Origin of the sequence: Flavobacterium amniphilum (genome assembly GCF_023634845.1) — a bacterium.
GTDB classification, from domain to species: Bacteria; Bacteroidota; Bacteroidia; order Flavobacteriales; family Flavobacteriaceae; genus Flavobacterium; species Flavobacterium amniphilum.
On sequence record NZ_JAMLJL010000002.1, the window covers coordinates 152,907 to 170,409 of the forward strand.

Here is a 17,503-nt window from a genome sequence, read left to right on the forward strand (position 1 = left end):
GCATAAAATAAATTCCCCTATACATAAAACAAATTCCCCTATACATAAAACAAATTCCCCTATACATAAAACAAATTCCCCTATGCATAAAATAAACTCCCTTATGCATAAAACAAATTCAAGTATTCACAAAAGAAAATTGTCTCAAATAAGACTTTCGGCTATCGACTTTCGGATTTTGACTTATAAAAATGCTTAAATTGAAATCTTCGGAAGAATTTCCAAAACATACTCATGCATAACCTGACGGTAATCCAGGTGTGTCACTATTCGCAACTTGCCTTGCCCCATCGAACTGATGTGTATGCTTTTTTCCCTGAATTTTTCGATGATTACTTTTTCATCGAGATAGGATTGAACATTAAAAATCAGGATATTGGTCTCTACAGGCTCCACCGAAGCTACCCACGGCAGGCGTTGTAAAATAAAAGCGAGTTCTTTAGCCCTTCTGTGGTCATCGGCCAAACGTTCAATATGATTATCCAAAGCATAAATACCGGCTGCGGCCAGATATCCCGCCTGACGCATCGCGCCTCCGAAAATCTTACGGATGCGTAACGCTTTCTTGATCGTCTTGGCATCTGAAATCAACACGGAACCAACAGGAGCTCCCAGTCCTTTACTCAAACACACAGAGATTGAATCAAACAATTCCCCGAACTGTCTCGGTGATTGTTTTTTAGCCACCATGGCATTCCATAAACGGGCGCCGTCTAAATGGTATTTTAATTTATTTTGAACGCAAACCTGTTTGATTTCACGGAGCGTTTCCATTTCATAACAAGCTCCGCCACCTTTATTGGTCGTATTTTCAATACTGACCAAACTAGTTAAAGGCGCATGGAAAAACTCCGGGTCGTTAATGGCTTTTCTCACCATATCGGCCGTGATCATTCCGCGTTCACCATCTAACAAACTCAGTGAACAACCACTGTTGAAAGCGGCTCCTCCGGCTTCATATAAATAAATATGGGACCATTTATCGCAAATTATCTCGTCTCCTGGATTGGTATGTAATTTTAAGGCAGTCTGATTGGCCATGGTTCCGGAAGGAAAAAAAAGTGCGGCTTCCATCCCGAACATATTGGCAACTTTTGCTTCTAAAGCGTTTATAGTGGGGTCTTGTTTATATACATCATCGCCTACTTTTGCCTGAAACATGGCATGCAACATTTCCTGCGTAGGTTTTGTAACGGTATCACTGACCAAATTTATTTCCATAATTATAAAAGGATTGGTACTTTTGCTGAGATATTAGCCCCGATGGGAACGGCATCCTTTGCGCTAGCAAAGATACAGTGGACAGCGGGAAATAGCTACAAATTAAAAACCAAAAATATAAAATTTATATGACAAATGCCGAGCAAATAAAAGGTATTGTAGAGCGCCTTGGTGCGTTGAGGAGGTATCTTTGACATTGATGCCAAACTAATCGAAATCGCAAACGAAGAAGAAAAAACGTTTGCACCCGACTTCTGGAATAACGCCAAAGAAGCTGAAATAATCGTGCGCAATCTCCGTTCGAAGAAAAAATGGGTCGAAGATTACGAAAAAGCGGTCAATTTGAGCGACGAATTACAAATTGCTTATGAATTCTGCAAAGAAGGCGATTTGAGCGAAGAAGAATTGGACGAACTTTTCGACACTACAAATACCCATATCGAGAACATCGAATTCAAAAACATGCTCTCTGACGAAGGGGACTCCATGAGTGCCGTATTGCAGATTACAGCCGGTGCCGGCGGAACCGAAAGTTGCGACTGGGCCAGCATGCTAATGCGTATGTATTTAATGTGGGGCGAAAAAAACGGATACAAAGTCAAAGAACTGAATTTCCAGGAAGGTGATGTTGCCGGTATCAAGACTGTTACATTGGAATTTGAAGGAGATTATTCGTTTGGGTACTTAAAAGGTGAAAACGGAGTACACCGTTTGGTGCGTATTTCCCCTTTCGACAGTAATGCGAAACGTCACACATCGTTTGCTTCCGTGTATGTTTATCCGTTAGTTGATGACAGTATCGAGATTGACATCAATCCTGCCGATATTGAAATCACTACATCACGTTCAAGTGGTGCCGGAGGACAAAACGTGAACAAGGTCGAAACAAAAGTTCAGTTGTATCACAAACCAACCGGTATTCAGATTCAATGTTCGGAAACCCGTTCGCAACAGGATAACCGCCAGAGAGCAATGCAAATGTTACGCTCGCAGTTATACGAAATCGAGTTGAAAAAGCGTATGGAACAACGTGCCGATATCGAAGCCGGGAAAATGAAAATTGAATGGGGATCACAAATCAGAAACTATGTTTTGCATCCGTACAAATTGATTAAAGATGTAAGAACCAGTTTTGAAACCAGTGATGTTGACGGAGTTTTAAATGGAAATCTGGATGAATTCCTGAAAGCTTACCTGATGATGATGGGACAAAAAGAAGAATAAAATCCGGAAACGGATCAAAACAAAAAAGGAGCTTAATAGCTCCTTTTTTAATTATACTATATAAAATATTAGTCTCTTCTGCTCATCAAGATTCTTAATACATACCAGAATAACAACATAATTGAAGAGAATAACTGCAATGCAGCACCTACATATTGGTCTGTTGCATATTGCTCTTTAATTTGGTGTGTCTGATACAAAATACTTGCTGAAGCCAAAACCACCATTCCTACTGAGAACCACAATCCAAGGTTAAATCCGAAAATCATTCCGGCAACAATTGTTCCCAACGAAACAAAACCACCCACAAGGATGATTGTTCTTAAAAATGAAAAATCTGTTTTGGTAAATAATACAACAGCCGTTAAACCTGAAAACATGAATAATGTAATCACAGCCGCCTGTGTAATCAAATCACCACCGGCAAATGCAACGGCATAACCAATAAGCGGTAAAAAGATCAAGGCTTCAAGAATAACATACAATCCTAATCCAAGGTATTGCTTCTCTCTTGAAGGATGGAACGCTAATTTTCCTGAATATGAAGAACCTAACCAGAAAAGTCCCAAAACCAAAAGCCAGCCAATTTTTCCTCCCATCAAGGCAAAAATTAAGTTTGCAGGGATAATTTTCAACAAAATTGTTTCAACAACAATGAATGCCAGAATAGCCAAGGCTACATGCGTATAAGTTTTTTTGAAAAATTCCGCTTGTGCTTCTTGCGAAACATTTGATACTAAATCGTTTTCAGTGTACATAATTATATTCTTAAAATTTATCGAATATACTCAAAAAGTATAGCACAGTACAAGTTTTTTAATTTTTAACTTATTTTTTGTTTGCTTTAAATCTTTCCTGAGTTTTCTTTATAAACTAAAATTCAATTTCTGGTTAAGAAGTCTATATTTGCACAAAATTTTAAAAGCCGGTTATTTTTATTAATTTCTTTACCATCAAAACTATAAAGCAATGAATTTTTTTAAAAGAAAATTTTACAAAACTTATTTAAGTTTACTTGAGTTCTTAGGTGCAAGTGATGAAGAAATTACTAAAATCCAATATTTTTTAAAGAATAACAAAAAGCCAAATCTAAGCGACCCAAAAGAGTTTATGGAGAAAACGCTTTGGCTTAAACTATACTATTACACTGAAAATTACGGAAAGTTTGTTGATAAATTTGAAGTCAGGGATTATGTTGAGGAAAAAATTGGCAAACAATATTTAAATGATATTTTTGGGATTTATGATTCGGTAAGTGAAATCAATTTTGATGCATTACCCAATCAATTTGTTATAAAAGGAACCCATGGATCCGGTTATAATGTGATCGTAAAAGACAAAAACGAATTAAACATTGATAAAACCAAAAAGAAACTGAACCAATTTCTTACTGAAAAATACTACTATAAATTTCGCGAAGCCATTTACAAGAATGTAAAACCGAGGCTTATCATTGAAAAATATATTTCAGAGATTGATTCGGATGCGCTTATCGATTATAAATTCCATTGTTTTAACGGTAAACCGGAATATGTATATCTTCAGAAAAACAAATCGAAAGATATAACCAAATGCTTTTATGATATGAACTGGAATAAAGTTTTACCGGAAAAATTCATACCGGCATTTCATAATTCTGATTTCAAAAAACCGGATAATTTCGACGAAATGATCCGTATTGCAGAAAAACTATGCGAAGGTTTTCTTTTCTTACGTGTGGATTTATATTCGATTGGAGACAAAATTATCTTCGGCGAACTTACTTTCTTTTCAAACGGAGGATTAATCAGGAGTTCTATCGAACGATTCAATAAAGAATTTGGTGAGCTTATTAAATTACCTAACTAAAGCCCGTTACTATTTTCAACAAACGACAATAATCCTGTAAAAAGACAATCCAGGTCTTATCTCCTATTTTATTTTTTCAGTTGGTATTGAATTAATCCCCAATTTACTTCAATCCCATTATTGGTTTCAACCACACCTAAAATATCCTGAACACCTTCTAAAACAATTGCTTCACTGGCTTTATCCAATCCGAAAAAAAGTTTAAAAAAATGAATCATTTCATTTGTGTTATTAAAAACAAATGGGTACTTATTAAATTGGCAATCAATTATTTTGCTTTGTATATCAGGATTTTCCAAGAAATAATCTTTAAAAAAGAAATTCCCGTCATGACCTAAAGAATTGTGCTCATTCACAAATTTGTTTAAAAAGTTATCGACACTTGAATCTTTTTCCACATCGGCAAAAACAAAGCGTCCGTCATCTTTAATTATTCTTAAACATTCTTCAACAAATAATGGCACATTTTCCAGGTGGTGCATTCCACTAAGCGAAAAAACAACATCAAATGTACTGGATTCAAATGGAAGTTTTTTTGGTGAGACAAGTGCTATCGAATCATTAATAAACCCTTCTGAAAAATCAACTGATTTTAAGTTTACATGACTTGGAATATACCTTTTTAAATAGCCTCCGCCGGAAGGCACATCCAATGCTTCTCTGACATTTGAAAAATCAATGGAAGAAAGCAAAGAGTTAAATTCATTGTTTCTGGCATCAGGATACTTCTGCATCGCAAAATGATAGTCGTTTGCCCTACTCTGGAACAATTGTCTATAATCATTCATTTTTATATTCTTTATTCAGATCAAGTATATACCTTTTCAGATCCCGTTACTTAATCTTTATGTTTATTTGATTGTTATTTATAACTCTTTAATGTTTATCATTTCCCCAAACCAACATTAAAAAATGTAATTTAATTATTAAACCCTACCCTCTTTTATTTCATCCACAATTTCAGGATTTAACAAAGTAGATGTATCTCCGAAGTTTGTAAAATCACCTTCTGCAATTTTACGCAGGATACGTCGCATGATTTTTCCTGAACGGGTTTTTGGCAAACCGCTTACGAACTGGATTTTATCCAACTTGGCAATTGGCCCGATCTGATCTGTTATAATCTGGTTGATTTCTTTGGATAAGTTATCTCTGTCACGGGTTTCTCCTGTTTCTTTCAAGATAATAAACCCATACAATGCGTTTCCTTTGATATCATGTGGAAAACCGACAATGGCACTTTCGGCAATTGCGGGATGTTCATTAATCGAATCTTCAATAGGCGCAGTTCCTAAATTATGTCCGGATACAATAATCACATCATCTACCCTACCTGTAATTCTGTAATAACCAACTTCATCACGCAAAGCACCGTCTCCGGTAAAATACTTCCCTGGAAAAGCCATGAAATACGTTTCTTTATAACGTTGATGGTCACCCCAAATCGTACGGGCAATACTTGGCCAGGGGAATTTAATACATAAGCTTCCCACAACCTGGTTCCCTTCGATTTCGTTTCGTAATTCATCCATCAAAACCGGTTGGATTCCAGGTAAAGGCAACGTTGCATATGTAGGTTTAGTCGGAGTCACAAAAGGAACCGGTGATAACATAATCCCGCCCGTTTCAGTTTGCCACCAGGTATCAACCAAAGGACAACGTTTTCCGCCTACGTGGTCGTTATACCAATGCCATGCCTCATCATTAATAGGTTCTCCAACAGATCCTATAACCTTCAGTGATTTCATCGGAAACTTCTGGACATAATCAATACTTTCTTTTGCTAACGAACGGATTGCCGTAGGTGCGGTATAAAATTGTGTCACTTTATGTTTTTCAATCACTTCCCAAAAACGGCTAAAGTCCGGATAGGAAGGAATTCCTTCAAAAATCACCGTCGTTGCACCATTTAATAACGGTCCGTATAATATATAAGAGTGACCTGTAATCCATCCGATATCAGCTGTACACCAAAAGATATCATTGTCTTCATAATTGAAAACATTTTTAAACGTATAAGCTGTATACACCATATAACCGGCCGTGGTATGTAACATTCCCTTTGGTTTTCCGGTAGAACCCGAAGTATATAATATGAATAACGGATCTTCGGCATCCATGATTTCGGCAACATTGTTATCAATTGCTTCATCCAGTAAAGGCTGCAGCCAAATATCCCGTCCTTCTTTCATGCTTACTGTTTCATTGGTTCTTTTTACAACCAAAACTTTTTCGACAGTAGGGCATTTTTCCAATGCTTCATCAACTATACCTTTCAAATCAATGGTTTTATTCCCGCGATAACCACCGTCTGAAGTTATCACCATCCTGCATTCACAATCGTTGATTCTTGCAGTTACTGCAGATGCGGAAAATCCGGCAAAAACAACTGAATGAATAGCACCAATTCTGGCACAGGCTAAAACTGCAACAGCCAATTCAGGAATCATTGGCAAATAAATACAAACGCGGTCTCCTTTTTTGATTCCCTGATCACGCAAAACGTTTGCCATTTTGGAAACCCTTTTGTATAATTCATTGTATGAAATATGGATCGCTTCTTCATTCGGATTATTGGGCTCAAAAATAATGGCCGTTTTTTCTCCTTTACGGGCTAGATGCCTGTCAATACAATTCTTGGTAATATTAACTTTGGCATCAACAAACCACTTGAATTGGGCTTCCTGCATATCAACATCAAAGACTTTTTCCCATTTCTGGTACCATGTAAAATTTTCATCAGCAACCTTATCCCAAAACTTTCTGGGTTCACGTACCGATTTTTTATACATTTTAAAATAATGTTCCAGGCTTTCAATTCTATAATAACTCATGGTAATTCTTTAGATATTCGGTAAAATTAAAATAACTTGGCCATTAATCTGTTTCAAATTGGATATTTTTTTAGTTAATTTGTAAAAACCAACTAGCCCAATTAATGCAATTCGATACTCAAAATACGGATGCCTCCACTTTATATAAGTTATTGACCGGAACCGTAATTCCCCGCCCCATAGGATGGATTTCAACAGTCGATGAAAACGGAATAAACAACCTTGCTCCTTTTTCTTTTTTTAATGCCGTAGGAGAAGATCCGCCCCATGTGATGTTTTCAACCGTCAGAACAGGCGATAAAAACAAAGACACTTTAAACAATGTATTGGCAAATAAGCAATTTGTGGTCAATCTGGTTACCGAAGAAGTTGTAGAAAAAATGAACACAACTTCACAACCGGTTACTCCGGATGTTGATGAATTCACACTTGCCGGACTCACTCCAATTGATTCAATCTATATAAATCCCAAAAGAGTAAAAGAAAGTCTGGTTCATTTTGAGTGTGAAATGGTACACCATTATTTCCTTGAAGATCATAAAAATGGAGGTGCAGCCATTATTATCGGTAAAATTCTAACCATGCACATTGACGATTCAATTCTTATGGAAAATGCCCGTATCAATCTGGAAACTTATAAACCGGTTGCCCGTTTAGCCGGAGCAAATTATTCAAAATTAGGAGAAATATTCTCCGTAAAAAGACCAACATAATGAAAATATCAGTAATTGGCGGAGGTCCCGGCGGTCTCTACTTTTCAATACTAACCAAAAAAGCCATTCCGGATTGCCAGATTGATGTTTATGAACGTAACAAAGCCGATGACAGTTTTGGTTTTGGCGTCGTTTTTTCAGATGAAACACTGGGTGAATTCCTTACACGGGATACCAAATCATATGAATTGATCCGAAGTAAATTTGCGTATTGGGACGATATCGTAGTAGCCCGAGATGGCGAAAGAGTGAGTATTTCCGGAAACGGATTCTGTGGCTGCTCACGAAAAACATTACTGCAACTTTTACAGCAAAGATGTACCGAAGAAGGTGTAAATCTTCATTTCGAACAAAACATAGATGACCTTTCGCAATTTAAAAACAGTGATATTATTGTTGCTGCCGACGGAATCGGAAGTGCCATCAGAACACAATTTGCTTCAGATTTTGGAACTTCTGTTAAATTACAAAAAAACCGATTTGTGTGGTTAGGCTCAACGAAACCATTGGATGCTTTCACCTATTTCTTCAGAACGACCGAATTCGGGACTTTTGTTGCCCACACCTATCAATACGAAGCCGGAATGAGTACCTGGATTTTCGAATGTTCAGAAGAAACATGGCAAAAAGCAGGTTTTGAAGTTGAAAATGAAGCAGCGACTGTTCAAAAAATAGCCGAAATATTTAAAGAAGAATTAGACGGCCATCCTTTGATTACCAACAAATCACACTGGCGCCAGTTTCCGCATGTAACCAACGAAAAATGGCATAAAGACAATATTGTTTTATTAGGCGATGCCAAAGCAACAGCCCATTTTTCCATTGGTTCAGGTACTAAATTAGCCATGGAGTGTGCTATATCGCTTTCTGATGCAGTTGTGGCTAACCAAAATAATCCAACTGCTGCTTTTGAGCAATACGAAAAATCCAGAAGAAACCGCGTGGAAATGATCCAGCATGCGGCCAATGTATCTTTAGACTGGTTTGAACATATGGACCGCCATGTTCAGCATGATTTCCAGCAATTTGCTTTCGGCGTAATGACGCGTTCGAAAAAAGTTACGTTCGAAAATCTGGCCATCCGTGATGCCTCTTATCCTGAAAAAGTATTGGCAGAATTCAATGCTAAAATCGGAACCGAACTTAAAACTCCGGCTGCTTTTACACCTTTCAAGTTAAGGGATTTGACACTCCAAAACCGGATCGTGATGTCTCCGATGGGACAATATTCAGCTGAAGACGGAATTCCGAACGACTGGCATTTCCAACATTATACTACCCGGGCAATTGGCGGTATCGGATTGATTATCGCCGAAATGACAGCCATTTCACCAACAGGAAGAATCACTCCCGGTTGTACTGGATTATATTCACAAGAACAAATAGTTAGCTGGAAACGAATTACTGATTTCATCCATCAAAATACCCAAACAAAAATTGGGATTCAATTAGGACATTCCGGACGAAAAGGCGCTATCAAAAAACCTTGGGAAGGAAGTTCAGAACCAATAGACAACGTTTGGGATTTGTTATCAGCCTCACCTATTCCATTCAATGATAAATTGGCTTCTCCTAAAGAAATGACCAACGATGACATGGACAAAATCATTTCTGAATTTATGGAAGCGACAAAGAATGCAGAAGAAGCAGGATTTGACATGATTGAATTGCAGGCACACCACGGATTTTTATTAGCTTCTTTTCTGTCTCCGTTAACCAATATCAGAGCAGATGAATTTGGCGGAAGCATCGAAAACCGATTAAAATTCCCAATCCGGGTTTTTACCGAAATGCGTAATACATTTCCGCAAAACAAACCAATGTCGGTTCGGATTTCAGCATCTGATTGGGCTGAAAACGGAATCTCTGAAACGGATGTAATCACAATTTCCGAAGCTTTCAAAAATGCCGGAGCCGATATTATCAGTGTATCAACCGGAAATACGGTTGCCCACCAGAAACCGCAAACCGGAAGAATGTGGCAAACACCTTTTTCAGATATGGTCCGTAATACGGTTCACATACCAACCATTACAGCGGGATACATTCAGGATATTGATCAAATCAATACTATTCTATTAAATGGACGTGCCGATTTGGTTTCGCTCGGAAGACCGTTATTGCTCGATCCTTATTTCATCAGAAATGCCCAAGCGTATGAAAATTTCAGACCGACCGATATTCCACAGCAATACATGGCAGGAACCACTCATTTGTATCCGTTAAAAGCTTCGGAACGTAAAACTGTGGAAGGAATGAAGAAAGAATTAAAACCGGAAAGCCACAAGATAATTACGAATCAAAAAACCAATGGATAATACAAGTAAAAAAATAATTTTCAGATATTACAGTGATGTCTTGGAAGAAGAAATCGTCGAAACCATGTGGGCTGAAACCCTGGACGAAGAAAATGGTGTTTACAAACTTGACAGCATTCCTTTTTATGGTCCGCTAATAGCTACCGATGATATCTTTTATGCCGAATTTGATGAAAGCGAAGGCGGTTTGACATTCAGGGAAGTAATCGAATATTCAGGGAATTCAATCGTGCAGATTGTAATTACCCAAGAAGATTTCAACAAAGAAATTATAAGAGACGAACTTCGGAATTTGAATTGCGAGTCGGAAGGATTAAATGATACATTTTTTTCTGTTGAAATATTGGAAAGTACTGATTACAAAACCATAAAGTCAATATTGGACAACTATGAGGAAAGTGGTGTTCTTTCTTATGCAGAACCCATACTTTCAGTAAAACATTCTGACGATATAGCTTAACCAACCGACCAACAACCAACTAAATGATACATTACGAAGATAATTTCACTCACGATAACTTACCAAATCCGGAATTACAACCGCAATATTCCTTTTTGGATTTACCTCAGTTCAACCAACCTGAAATGCTCAATTGTGTTGAACGTTTATTGGATTATCATATCCAAAACGGTCATGGTGATGCTATTTGCATCCAAACATTTGAAGAAAAATGGACCTATAACGATTTATACGAAAAAGCAAACCAGATTGCACATGTTTTAGTTGATGACTTAGGGTTAAAATCCGGTAACCGTGTGTTAATCCGTTCGGCTAATAACCCAATGATGGTTGCCTGTTGGTTTGCCATCCTTAAAGCCGGAGGAATTGTAGTTGCTACCATGCCATTACTTCGTTCCAAAGAATTGACTACCATAATTGATTGTGCCGAAATTACCCATGTTTTGTGCGACAGTGCCTTATCCGACGAAATGGAATTGATTAAATCTCCTTTTTTGAAGAGAACCTGTTATTACCGTAGTTCGGAATTGGAAACCTTAATGCTATCCAAACCGAAAACATTCTCTAATTTTCATTCAAAATCAGACAGTGTTGCTTTAATCGGCTTTACATCCGGTACAACAGGATTACCAAAAATGACAGCACATTACCACAAAGATGTTTTAAATATCTGTGAAGCATTTCCGCAATATTCTTTACAACCAACACAAAATGATGTATTTACCGGAAGCCCACCGCTTGGTTTTACCTTTGGTTTGGGTGGCTTGGTATTGTTTCCGATGTATGTTGGTGCGTCGACTTTCTTAATCGAAAAACCCACACCTGATTTGCTACTTCAGGCGATACAGGATTATAAAGTAACCGTTTGTTTCACAGCTCCTACAGCATGGCGTGTATTAACAACAAAAGCAAGCGATTATACTATTTCGAGCTTACGCAAATGTGTATCAGCCGGAGAAACATTACCACTCAAAGTTTGGGAAGATTGGTACAATACAACCGGATTGAAAATCATTGACGGAATAGGCGCCACCGAAATGCTGCATATTTTCATTTCTTCCAACGAAATCAACATGAAACCCGGATCAACCGGTGTTGCCATTACAGGTTATGAAGCCAAAATAACCGACAATAAAGGAAACGAAGTACCGAGAAACGAACCTGGAAAACTAGCCGTACGTGGTATTACTGGCTGCAAATACCTAAACCGTGAAGAAAAGCAGCGCGAGTATGTCAGCAACGGATGGAATTTAACTGGAGATATTTTCCGTCAGGATGAAGAAGGCTTCTTCTGGTTTGTGGCAAGAGGTGATGACATGATTATTTCTTCGGGATATAATATTGCTGCCATTGAAGTGGAAAGCGTACTTTTGACACACGAAGAAATCCAGGAATGCGCCGTAGTCGGTTTGCCTGATGAAGAACGCGGTATGTTGGTTTGTGCCCATATTGTTTTAAAAGACAAAGCTAAAGCCACAGATGAACTTGCCAAATCTATTCAATTGTGGTTCAAAGAAGTATCGGCTCCTTATAAGTATCCCAGAATAATTAATTTCATTGATGTTTTACCCAAAACCGAAACCGGTAAAATTCAACGATTCAAATTGAAATAATACTTAATTTTATAAACATGAAATCGCAATGAATAAGGAGTTTATTGTAAATAAACACCAAAATAAATTAAAAAGCGACACCATATATGAGCGCTGACAAATAAATTTCACATATATGAAATATTTTATTAAAACAGAAAAAATCCGTTTCCAGCATATCGATTTTGCAGGAATCGTTTTCTATCCGAGATTCCTTGAAATGCTTAACGGATTGGTTGAAGACTGGTTTGAAGAAGCATTGGACCGTCCATTCTGTAAAATGCACGAAACAAACGGAATTCCAACCGTAGATTTAAAAGTCCAATTTAAAAAAGCAGCCCGCTTAGGTGAAGTAATCATCAAAGAACTATGGGTTAAGGAATTACGTACTTCTTCCCTACTTTGTGCTTTTTTATTTAAAAACCAGCAGGGTGAAATCATTTTGGAAGGCGAAGTTACTTTGGTTAACGTAAAAATGGCCGAAGACCGAAAAGCGATTTCTTCAGAAGCATTTAGTGACACGATGAGAGAAAAAATAAGTTATTTCCTTTTACCATAATACAATAAACATGGAATTTAAAAAGTTCAAAGCCGCAACAGTACAAACTTCTCCCGTTTTTTTAAATGTGGAAAAAACGATTGATAAAGCGATTTCATTTGTTCAGGAAGCCGCTAACAATGGAGCGCAATTAATCGCTTTCCCTGAAGTTTTTGTGGCGGGTTATCCATACTGGAACTGGGTAATGACTCCGGTTCAGGGAAGTAAATGGTATGAAGAATTGTATAAAAGTTCTGTAACCACTGATGATGCCGATATGCAACGCCTATATCAGGCTGCAAAAGACAACAACATTACTATTGTCATCGGAATTAATGAAAGAGGTAGCAGTTACGGAGAAATTTACAACACCAACTTAATCATTGACAACAAAGGAAGCTTAATCGGAAGACATCGAAAGTTGGTCCCAACCTGGGCTGAAAAATTAACCTGGACATCGGGTGATGGCTCTTCTTTAAAAGTCTATGATACCGAAATCGGACCAATCGGAACATTAGCCTGTGGTGAAAACACCAATACTTTAGCACGTTTTACCCTATTATCACAAGGCGAACTGATTCACATAGCTAATTATATTTCGTTACCGGTTGCACCTCCGGATTACAATATGGCGGAAGCTATTAAAATCCGTGCAGCCGCTCATTCCTTTGAAGGAAAATTGTTTACAATTGTTTCCTGTTCGACCATTTCGAAAGAAATTATGGATGCCTTAAAAGAAGATGTTCCGAATATCGAAGAATTGCTAACCCGTAAAAATTCGGCATTTTCAGGTTTTATTGGACCAAACGGCGCCGTAATCGGGGAACCTTTAATTGATGAGGAAGGAATTGTTTATGCCGATATTGATTTGGCCAAATGTATCCAACCGAAACAAATGCACGACATTTTAGGTCATTACAACCGTTTTGATATTTTCGATTTGCGTGTGAATGTGGCACCAACCCGAAAAATCACTTTGATTGACAATCACGAGGAATTCAACAGAAGATAAAATGAAAAACAAAGGAGCAGTAACAGCTATTCTGGAGATTTACAAAAAGGCAATCGAAGATTTGAAGGATTCTATAAAAGACATCTCAGAGGAACAATTGCTGGTTGTTGTTGATACTGAAACAACTGATGACAACTGCCGTTCTTTGCAAACCATATTGTCACACATTGTGAGTTCTGGGTATAGCTATGCTACAAGTGTTCATAATCATAAAGAAAATTCACTGGAAAAACCGGTTAAAAAATTCCATACTTCGGTTGATGCGTATGTAACCGATTTAGATACGATGTTTGCTTTCAATGAATTTGTTTTCGATAAAATTTACGACGACGAACTGGAAGAAAACGACCAGGACAATAAAATGAAAACCGGATGGCAGCAATATTACGATATTGAGCAATTAATGGAGCACGCCATTGTTCATATTCTCCGCCATCACAGACAAATTAACAATATCATTAAACGAAATTTTAATAATTCCGTAAAAGACACAAGATATGGAAGATAAATTCAGTGACGATCAGATTGGTCGTGCCAGAGTAAAAGACACTCCGGAGCTAGAAGCCTATTATAAAGAATTAGAAGGCTTGGGTGCCGGTGCTTTATGGACAGTTGCCAACGACATTGAGCCTTGGGAACCCCGTACATCATCAGTTCCCATGCTTTGGAAATATGAAGATTTAAGAGAATTGGTCTTAAAATCTTCCGAATTGGTTACTCCTGAACAAGCAGGTCGCCGTGTGGTGTATCTGGTAAACGACAAACGAAAAGATGTTTCGGCAGCTGTAGGCTGGTTGTACACCGGAATTCAGGTAACAAGACCAGGTGAAAGTACATCTGCACACCGCCATAAAGCTTCTGCACTTCGTTTCATCATGGAAGGTGAAGGCGGTTATACGGTTGTGGATGGTAACAAAGTTACCTTTGAAGTCAATGATTTTGTGATTACACCAAATTCAGCATGGCACGAGCATGGTGTGGCTGAAGACGGAAAAACCTGTGTTTGGCAGGACGGATTGGACATTCCTTTGGTAAATGCTCTGGAAGCCAATGATTATGCAGTTTTTGACGGCAAACAACCTTTAAAAGCACCCACAAACCATCTGCCGTTATCTTATGGCGGAACCGGATTGATTCCTGCCGATGCCGTTTGGGACAAACCCTATTCTCCATTATTCAAATATTCCTGGAAGCAAGTCTATCCGGCATTGTTGGAAGCAGCAAAAGTCAATGAAGGCTCACCTTACGACGGAATCATCATGCAATATTCAAATCCGTTGACCGGTGGACACGTGATGCAAACCATGGGAGCTTCCATGCAATTATTACCGGCCGGTTTTAAAGGAAAAACACATAAACATACCGGTTCTTTTGTGTACCAATGTGCCAAAGGAAGCGGTTATTCCATTATTAACGGAAAACGTTTTGACTGGAAAGAAAGGGATATTTTCTGTGTACCGTCATGGGCTTGGCATGAGCATCATAACGCATCCAATACTGAAGATGCTTGTTTGTTTTCATTCAATGACTTACCGGTTATCGAAGGATTAGGTTTGTTTCAGGAACAAGCTTATCCGGACAACAACGGATACCAAATTATTAAATAAAATTATGAATCGGCGATTGACTTTGCAACTCAGTCACTTTGCCACTTTGCTACTCAAAATATGAAATTACTTACTTATTCAATAGAAGATTCTGAACCGCGTTTAGGTTTTATACACAACAACCAAGTCATCGATATGGAAGATTTTGGGGAAGTTTCCAATTTTCCGCTTCCAAGCGATATGCTTTCATTGATCGACATGGGTTTTGATGTGGTTTCCGAAATCAATGAATTAATTTCCGAAACAAGTCAGGAACAATTTGATGAAATCGCTTATTCCATTGATGATGTTGTTTTTTTGGCACCGATCATGAAACCCAGAAAAAACATTATCGGAATTGGTTTGAATTATACCGAACACGTTGCCGAAAGTGCGAGAACATTGGATACGACAGGAAAATTACCGCAAAAACCGATTATTTTTTCCAAACCGCCAACAACCGTTACGGCAACCAACACGGAAATCGTTAAAAACACAAAACTGACGCAGCAATTGGACTGGGAGGTTGAATTAGCCGTGGTAATCGGCAAAAAAGGTAAATATGTAAGCAAGGAAGATGCTTTGGATTATGTTTTTGGTTATACGGTAATCAATGACATTTCCGCAAGGGATTGCCGCCGTGAAGGACAATGGATTGTTTCCAAAGGCCAGGATACTTTTGCGCCAATGGGACCGGTTTTGGTAACCAAAGACGAAATTGAAAACCCTCACAACTTGAATTTATCCTTAAAACTAAACGGAATCGAAAAACAGAATTCAAATACCAAATTCTTATTATTCAATATCAATGATTTGATTGAAGATTTGAGTATCGTTTTCACATTGGAACCCGGAGACATTATTGCAACCGGAACGCCTGCCGGTGTTGGCGCCGGTCGTGATCCGCAGGAATGGATGCATAACGGTGACGTTGTGGAAGCTACTGTGGAAGGCATTGGAACGATTGTGAATACAATAAAGGAAATTTAATTTAAATGAAAAACCTACTATTATTATTCTTATTAAGTTTCAATTTCACTTTTTCACAAGAAAATTTTGTAAACTCTTATGTCCACATTTACGGTAAAGATGGGTTAGTTTATAAAGTTAAAGACAACCAATTATTTACGGGGACAATTTCGTTTATAAAAAAGAATGGGGTTATCAGACATAAAACTGTATTCAACAATGGATATCTGACAAATACATATTTATATTACAATAAATCTTCCCGTGGAAAAATAAGCGAAGAAACAGTTTACTATCAGGAAAAAGTAAATGAGGATGTACCTAAATTACATCCAAAGAAAATTATAAGTTATCATTCAACAGGAGAAATCTATAACATTAAGTATTATGATTTGGAAGGAGAAAACTATCTGGAAGAAAGTTTTGAAGATGGAAAATTAACATACAGTTGCGAATATAAAAACGGGAAAAAACACGGAAAGGAATATTGTACCACAAGGAAATGTGGTGAAGAAACAGTTATGTATTCAAAGGGGAAAAAAATTTAATAACCGAAAGATGGATAAAACAAAAAAAGCAGTTGAAGCTTTCAATAAAAATGCAAATCAATACCAGGACAGATTCATGGCTTTTGATTTGTACAACGATACTTTTGACTTGTTTTGGGGTTCCATTAAAAAACAAAATGCTGAAGTTCTGGAATTGGCCTGTGGACCGGGAAATATCACCAAGTATCTTTTACAGAAACGTCCCGATTTTCAGGTTTTAGGAACAGATTTGGCTCCAAACATGATTGAATTGGCCCAAAAGAATAATCCTTCAGCTGATTTTCAATTATTGGATTGCCGCGATTTCGTAAAATTGGGACGAACTTTTGACGGCATTATGTGTGGCTTCGGATTGCCTTACATTTCTAAAGAAGATGCCGTCCAATTGATAACAGATTCGGCTGCATGCCTGAATCCCGGAGGAGTTTTATATCTCAGCACCATGGAAGATGATTACAGTAAATCCGGGTTGAAAAAAGGAAGTAACGGAGACGAAGTCTTTATGCATTACCATCAGGCTGATTATTTAACAGCTGCATTGGAAGAAAACGGTTTTGAGTTAATAACTTTAGACCGTAAAGATTTTCCCGAACAAAACGGAACCATAACAACAGATTTAATATTAATTGCAAGAAAATAA

General features: G+C 37.7%; 17 protein-coding genes. 13 read left to right on the plus strand and 4 right to left on the minus strand.

The features are described from left to right. Positions 1-195 precede the first annotated feature (195 nt). On the minus strand, positions 196-1,221 hold the full coding sequence (locus NAT51_RS02520) for a threonine aldolase family protein (protein ID WP_250594782.1): 1,026 nt from the start codon (positions 1,219-1,221) through the stop codon (positions 196-198). 128 nt (positions 1,222-1,349) lie between these two features. Between NAT51_RS02520 and prfB the strand changes: the two genes are divergently transcribed. Continuing rightward, positions 1,350-2,445, plus strand: a protein-coding gene (prfB, locus tag NAT51_RS02525) for a peptide chain release factor 2 (protein ID WP_250594784.1) whose coding sequence is annotated in 2 segments (ribosomal slippage) — positions 1,350-1,412 and positions 1,414-2,445 — 1,095 coding nt in all. Because the reading frame shifts where the segments join, the coding sequence is not laid out codon by codon here. 68 nt (positions 2,446-2,513) lie between these two features. Here the strand turns inward: prfB and NAT51_RS02530 are convergent. Then, complete coding sequence (locus tag NAT51_RS02530) at positions 2,514-3,203, minus strand: Bax inhibitor-1/YccA family protein (protein ID WP_250594786.1); 690 nt, start codon at positions 3,201-3,203, stop codon at positions 2,514-2,516. 211 nt (positions 3,204-3,414) lie between these two features. Here NAT51_RS02530 and NAT51_RS02535 point away from each other — a divergent pair, with 211 nt between their 5' ends. Further along, positions 3,415-4,293 carry an ATP-grasp fold amidoligase family protein gene (locus NAT51_RS02535; RefSeq protein WP_250594788.1) on the plus strand — a complete coding sequence of 293 codons (879 nt, stop codon included), beginning with the start codon at positions 3,415-3,417 and terminating at the stop codon, positions 4,291-4,293. Positions 4,294-4,361: 68 nt separating this feature from the next. On the opposite strand, the gene NAT51_RS02540 is transcribed toward NAT51_RS02535, so the two are convergent. Then, positions 4,362-5,081 (minus strand): class I SAM-dependent methyltransferase, encoded by a 720-nt coding sequence (locus tag NAT51_RS02540; protein WP_250594790.1) that lies wholly within the window; start codon positions 5,079-5,081, stop codon positions 4,362-4,364. A gap of 138 nt (positions 5,082-5,219) precedes the next feature. Next, entirely contained in the window at positions 5,220-7,127 is a 1,908-nt protein-coding gene (gene acs, locus NAT51_RS02545) for an acetate--CoA ligase (RefSeq protein ID WP_250594792.1), read from the minus strand. Positions 7,128-7,231: 104 nt separating this feature from the next. Here acs and NAT51_RS02550 point away from each other — a divergent pair, with 104 nt between their 5' ends. The 11 genes from NAT51_RS02550 to NAT51_RS02600 all read left to right on the plus strand — a co-directional run bounded on the left by NAT51_RS02550 (position 7,232) and on the right by NAT51_RS02600 (position 17,503). Further along, on the plus strand, positions 7,232-7,840 hold the full coding sequence (locus tag NAT51_RS02550; protein WP_250594794.1) for a flavin reductase family protein: 609 nt from the start codon (positions 7,232-7,234) through the stop codon (positions 7,838-7,840). Next, positions 7,840-10,158, plus strand: coding sequence for an oxidoreductase (locus NAT51_RS02555; RefSeq protein WP_250594796.1), 2,319 nt, complete (start codon positions 7,840-7,842; stop codon positions 10,156-10,158). Before NAT51_RS02550 ends, NAT51_RS02555 begins: the two co-directional genes overlap by 1 nt. Further along, complete coding sequence (locus NAT51_RS02560; protein ID WP_250594798.1) at positions 10,151-10,618, plus strand: DUF4265 domain-containing protein; 468 nt, start codon at positions 10,151-10,153, stop codon at positions 10,616-10,618. Before NAT51_RS02555 ends, NAT51_RS02560 begins: the two co-directional genes overlap by 8 nt. 23 nt (positions 10,619-10,641) lie before the next feature. Beyond that, a complete protein-coding gene (locus NAT51_RS02565) occupies positions 10,642-12,231 on the plus strand; it encodes an AMP-binding protein (protein ID WP_250594800.1) in 1,590 nt (529 codons plus the stop codon). 115 nt (positions 12,232-12,346) lie between these two features. Continuing rightward, entirely contained in the window at positions 12,347-12,769 is a 423-nt protein-coding gene (locus NAT51_RS02570; RefSeq protein WP_250594802.1) for an acyl-CoA thioesterase, read from the plus strand. 10 nt (positions 12,770-12,779) lie between these two features. Then, positions 12,780-13,760 carry a carbon-nitrogen hydrolase family protein gene (locus NAT51_RS02575; RefSeq protein WP_250594805.1) on the plus strand — a complete coding sequence of 327 codons (981 nt, stop codon included), beginning with the start codon at positions 12,780-12,782 and terminating at the stop codon, positions 13,758-13,760. 1 nt (position 13,761) lies between these two features. Continuing rightward, positions 13,762-14,268: a DinB family protein gene (locus NAT51_RS02580; RefSeq protein ID WP_250594807.1), complete on the plus strand. Its 507-nt coding sequence runs from the start codon at positions 13,762-13,764 to the stop codon at positions 14,266-14,268. Further along, positions 14,258-15,367, plus strand: coding sequence for a cupin domain-containing protein (locus tag NAT51_RS02585; RefSeq protein WP_250594809.1), 1,110 nt, complete (start codon positions 14,258-14,260; stop codon positions 15,365-15,367). The genes NAT51_RS02580 and NAT51_RS02585 overlap by 11 nt, the downstream gene beginning before the upstream one ends. Positions 15,368-15,427: 60 nt before the next feature. Further along, positions 15,428-16,336 (plus strand): fumarylacetoacetate hydrolase family protein, encoded by a 909-nt coding sequence (locus tag NAT51_RS02590; protein ID WP_250594811.1) that lies wholly within the window; start codon positions 15,428-15,430, stop codon positions 16,334-16,336. A gap of 5 nt (positions 16,337-16,341) precedes the next feature. Then, on the plus strand, positions 16,342-16,863 hold the full coding sequence (locus NAT51_RS02595) for a hypothetical protein (protein ID WP_250594814.1): 522 nt from the start codon (positions 16,342-16,344) through the stop codon (positions 16,861-16,863). A gap of 10 nt (positions 16,864-16,873) precedes the next feature. Beyond that, positions 16,874-17,503 (plus strand): class I SAM-dependent methyltransferase, encoded by a 630-nt coding sequence (locus NAT51_RS02600; protein ID WP_250594816.1) that lies wholly within the window; start codon positions 16,874-16,876, stop codon positions 17,501-17,503.

Excerpts from the sequence above, each read along its gene's own strand:
- NAT51_RS02560 (WP_250594798.1), top strand. The coding sequence starts at position 10,151 with ATGGATAATACAAGTAAAAAAATAATTTTCAGATATTACAGTGATGTC.
- NAT51_RS02535 (WP_250594788.1), top strand. The coding sequence starts at position 3,415 with ATGAATTTTTTTAAAAGAAAATTTTACAAAACTTATTTAAGTTTACTT.
- NAT51_RS02595 (WP_250594814.1), top strand. The coding sequence starts at position 16,342 with ATGAAAAACCTACTATTATTATTCTTATTAAGTTTCAATTTCACTTTT.
- NAT51_RS02575 (WP_250594805.1), top strand. The coding sequence starts at position 12,780 with ATGGAATTTAAAAAGTTCAAAGCCGCAACAGTACAAACTTCTCCCGTT.
- NAT51_RS02570 (WP_250594802.1), top strand. The coding sequence starts at position 12,347 with ATGAAATATTTTATTAAAACAGAAAAAATCCGTTTCCAGCATATCGAT.
- NAT51_RS02565 (WP_250594800.1), top strand. The coding sequence starts at position 10,642 with ATGATACATTACGAAGATAATTTCACTCACGATAACTTACCAAATCCG.
- NAT51_RS02580 (WP_250594807.1), top strand. The coding sequence starts at position 13,762 with ATGAAAAACAAAGGAGCAGTAACAGCTATTCTGGAGATTTACAAAAAG.
- NAT51_RS02600 (WP_250594816.1), top strand. The coding sequence starts at position 16,874 with ATGGATAAAACAAAAAAAGCAGTTGAAGCTTTCAATAAAAATGCAAAT.
- NAT51_RS02585 (WP_250594809.1), top strand. The coding sequence starts at position 14,258 with ATGGAAGATAAATTCAGTGACGATCAGATTGGTCGTGCCAGAGTAAAA.
- NAT51_RS02540 (WP_250594790.1), bottom strand. The coding sequence starts at position 5,081 with ATGAATGATTATAGACAATTGTTCCAGAGTAGGGCAAACGACTATCAT.
- NAT51_RS02530 (WP_250594786.1), bottom strand. The coding sequence starts at position 3,203 with ATGTACACTGAAAACGATTTAGTATCAAATGTTTCGCAAGAAGCACAA.
- NAT51_RS02520 (WP_250594782.1), bottom strand. The coding sequence starts at position 1,221 with ATGGAAATAAATTTGGTCAGTGATACCGTTACAAAACCTACGCAGGAA.
- NAT51_RS02550 (WP_250594794.1), top strand. The coding sequence starts at position 7,232 with ATGCAATTCGATACTCAAAATACGGATGCCTCCACTTTATATAAGTTA.
- NAT51_RS02555 (WP_250594796.1), top strand. The coding sequence starts at position 7,840 with ATGAAAATATCAGTAATTGGCGGAGGTCCCGGCGGTCTCTACTTTTCA.
- NAT51_RS02590 (WP_250594811.1), top strand. The coding sequence starts at position 15,428 with ATGAAATTACTTACTTATTCAATAGAAGATTCTGAACCGCGTTTAGGT.
- acs (WP_250594792.1), bottom strand. The coding sequence starts at position 7,127 with ATGAGTTATTATAGAATTGAAAGCCTGGAACATTATTTTAAAATGTAT.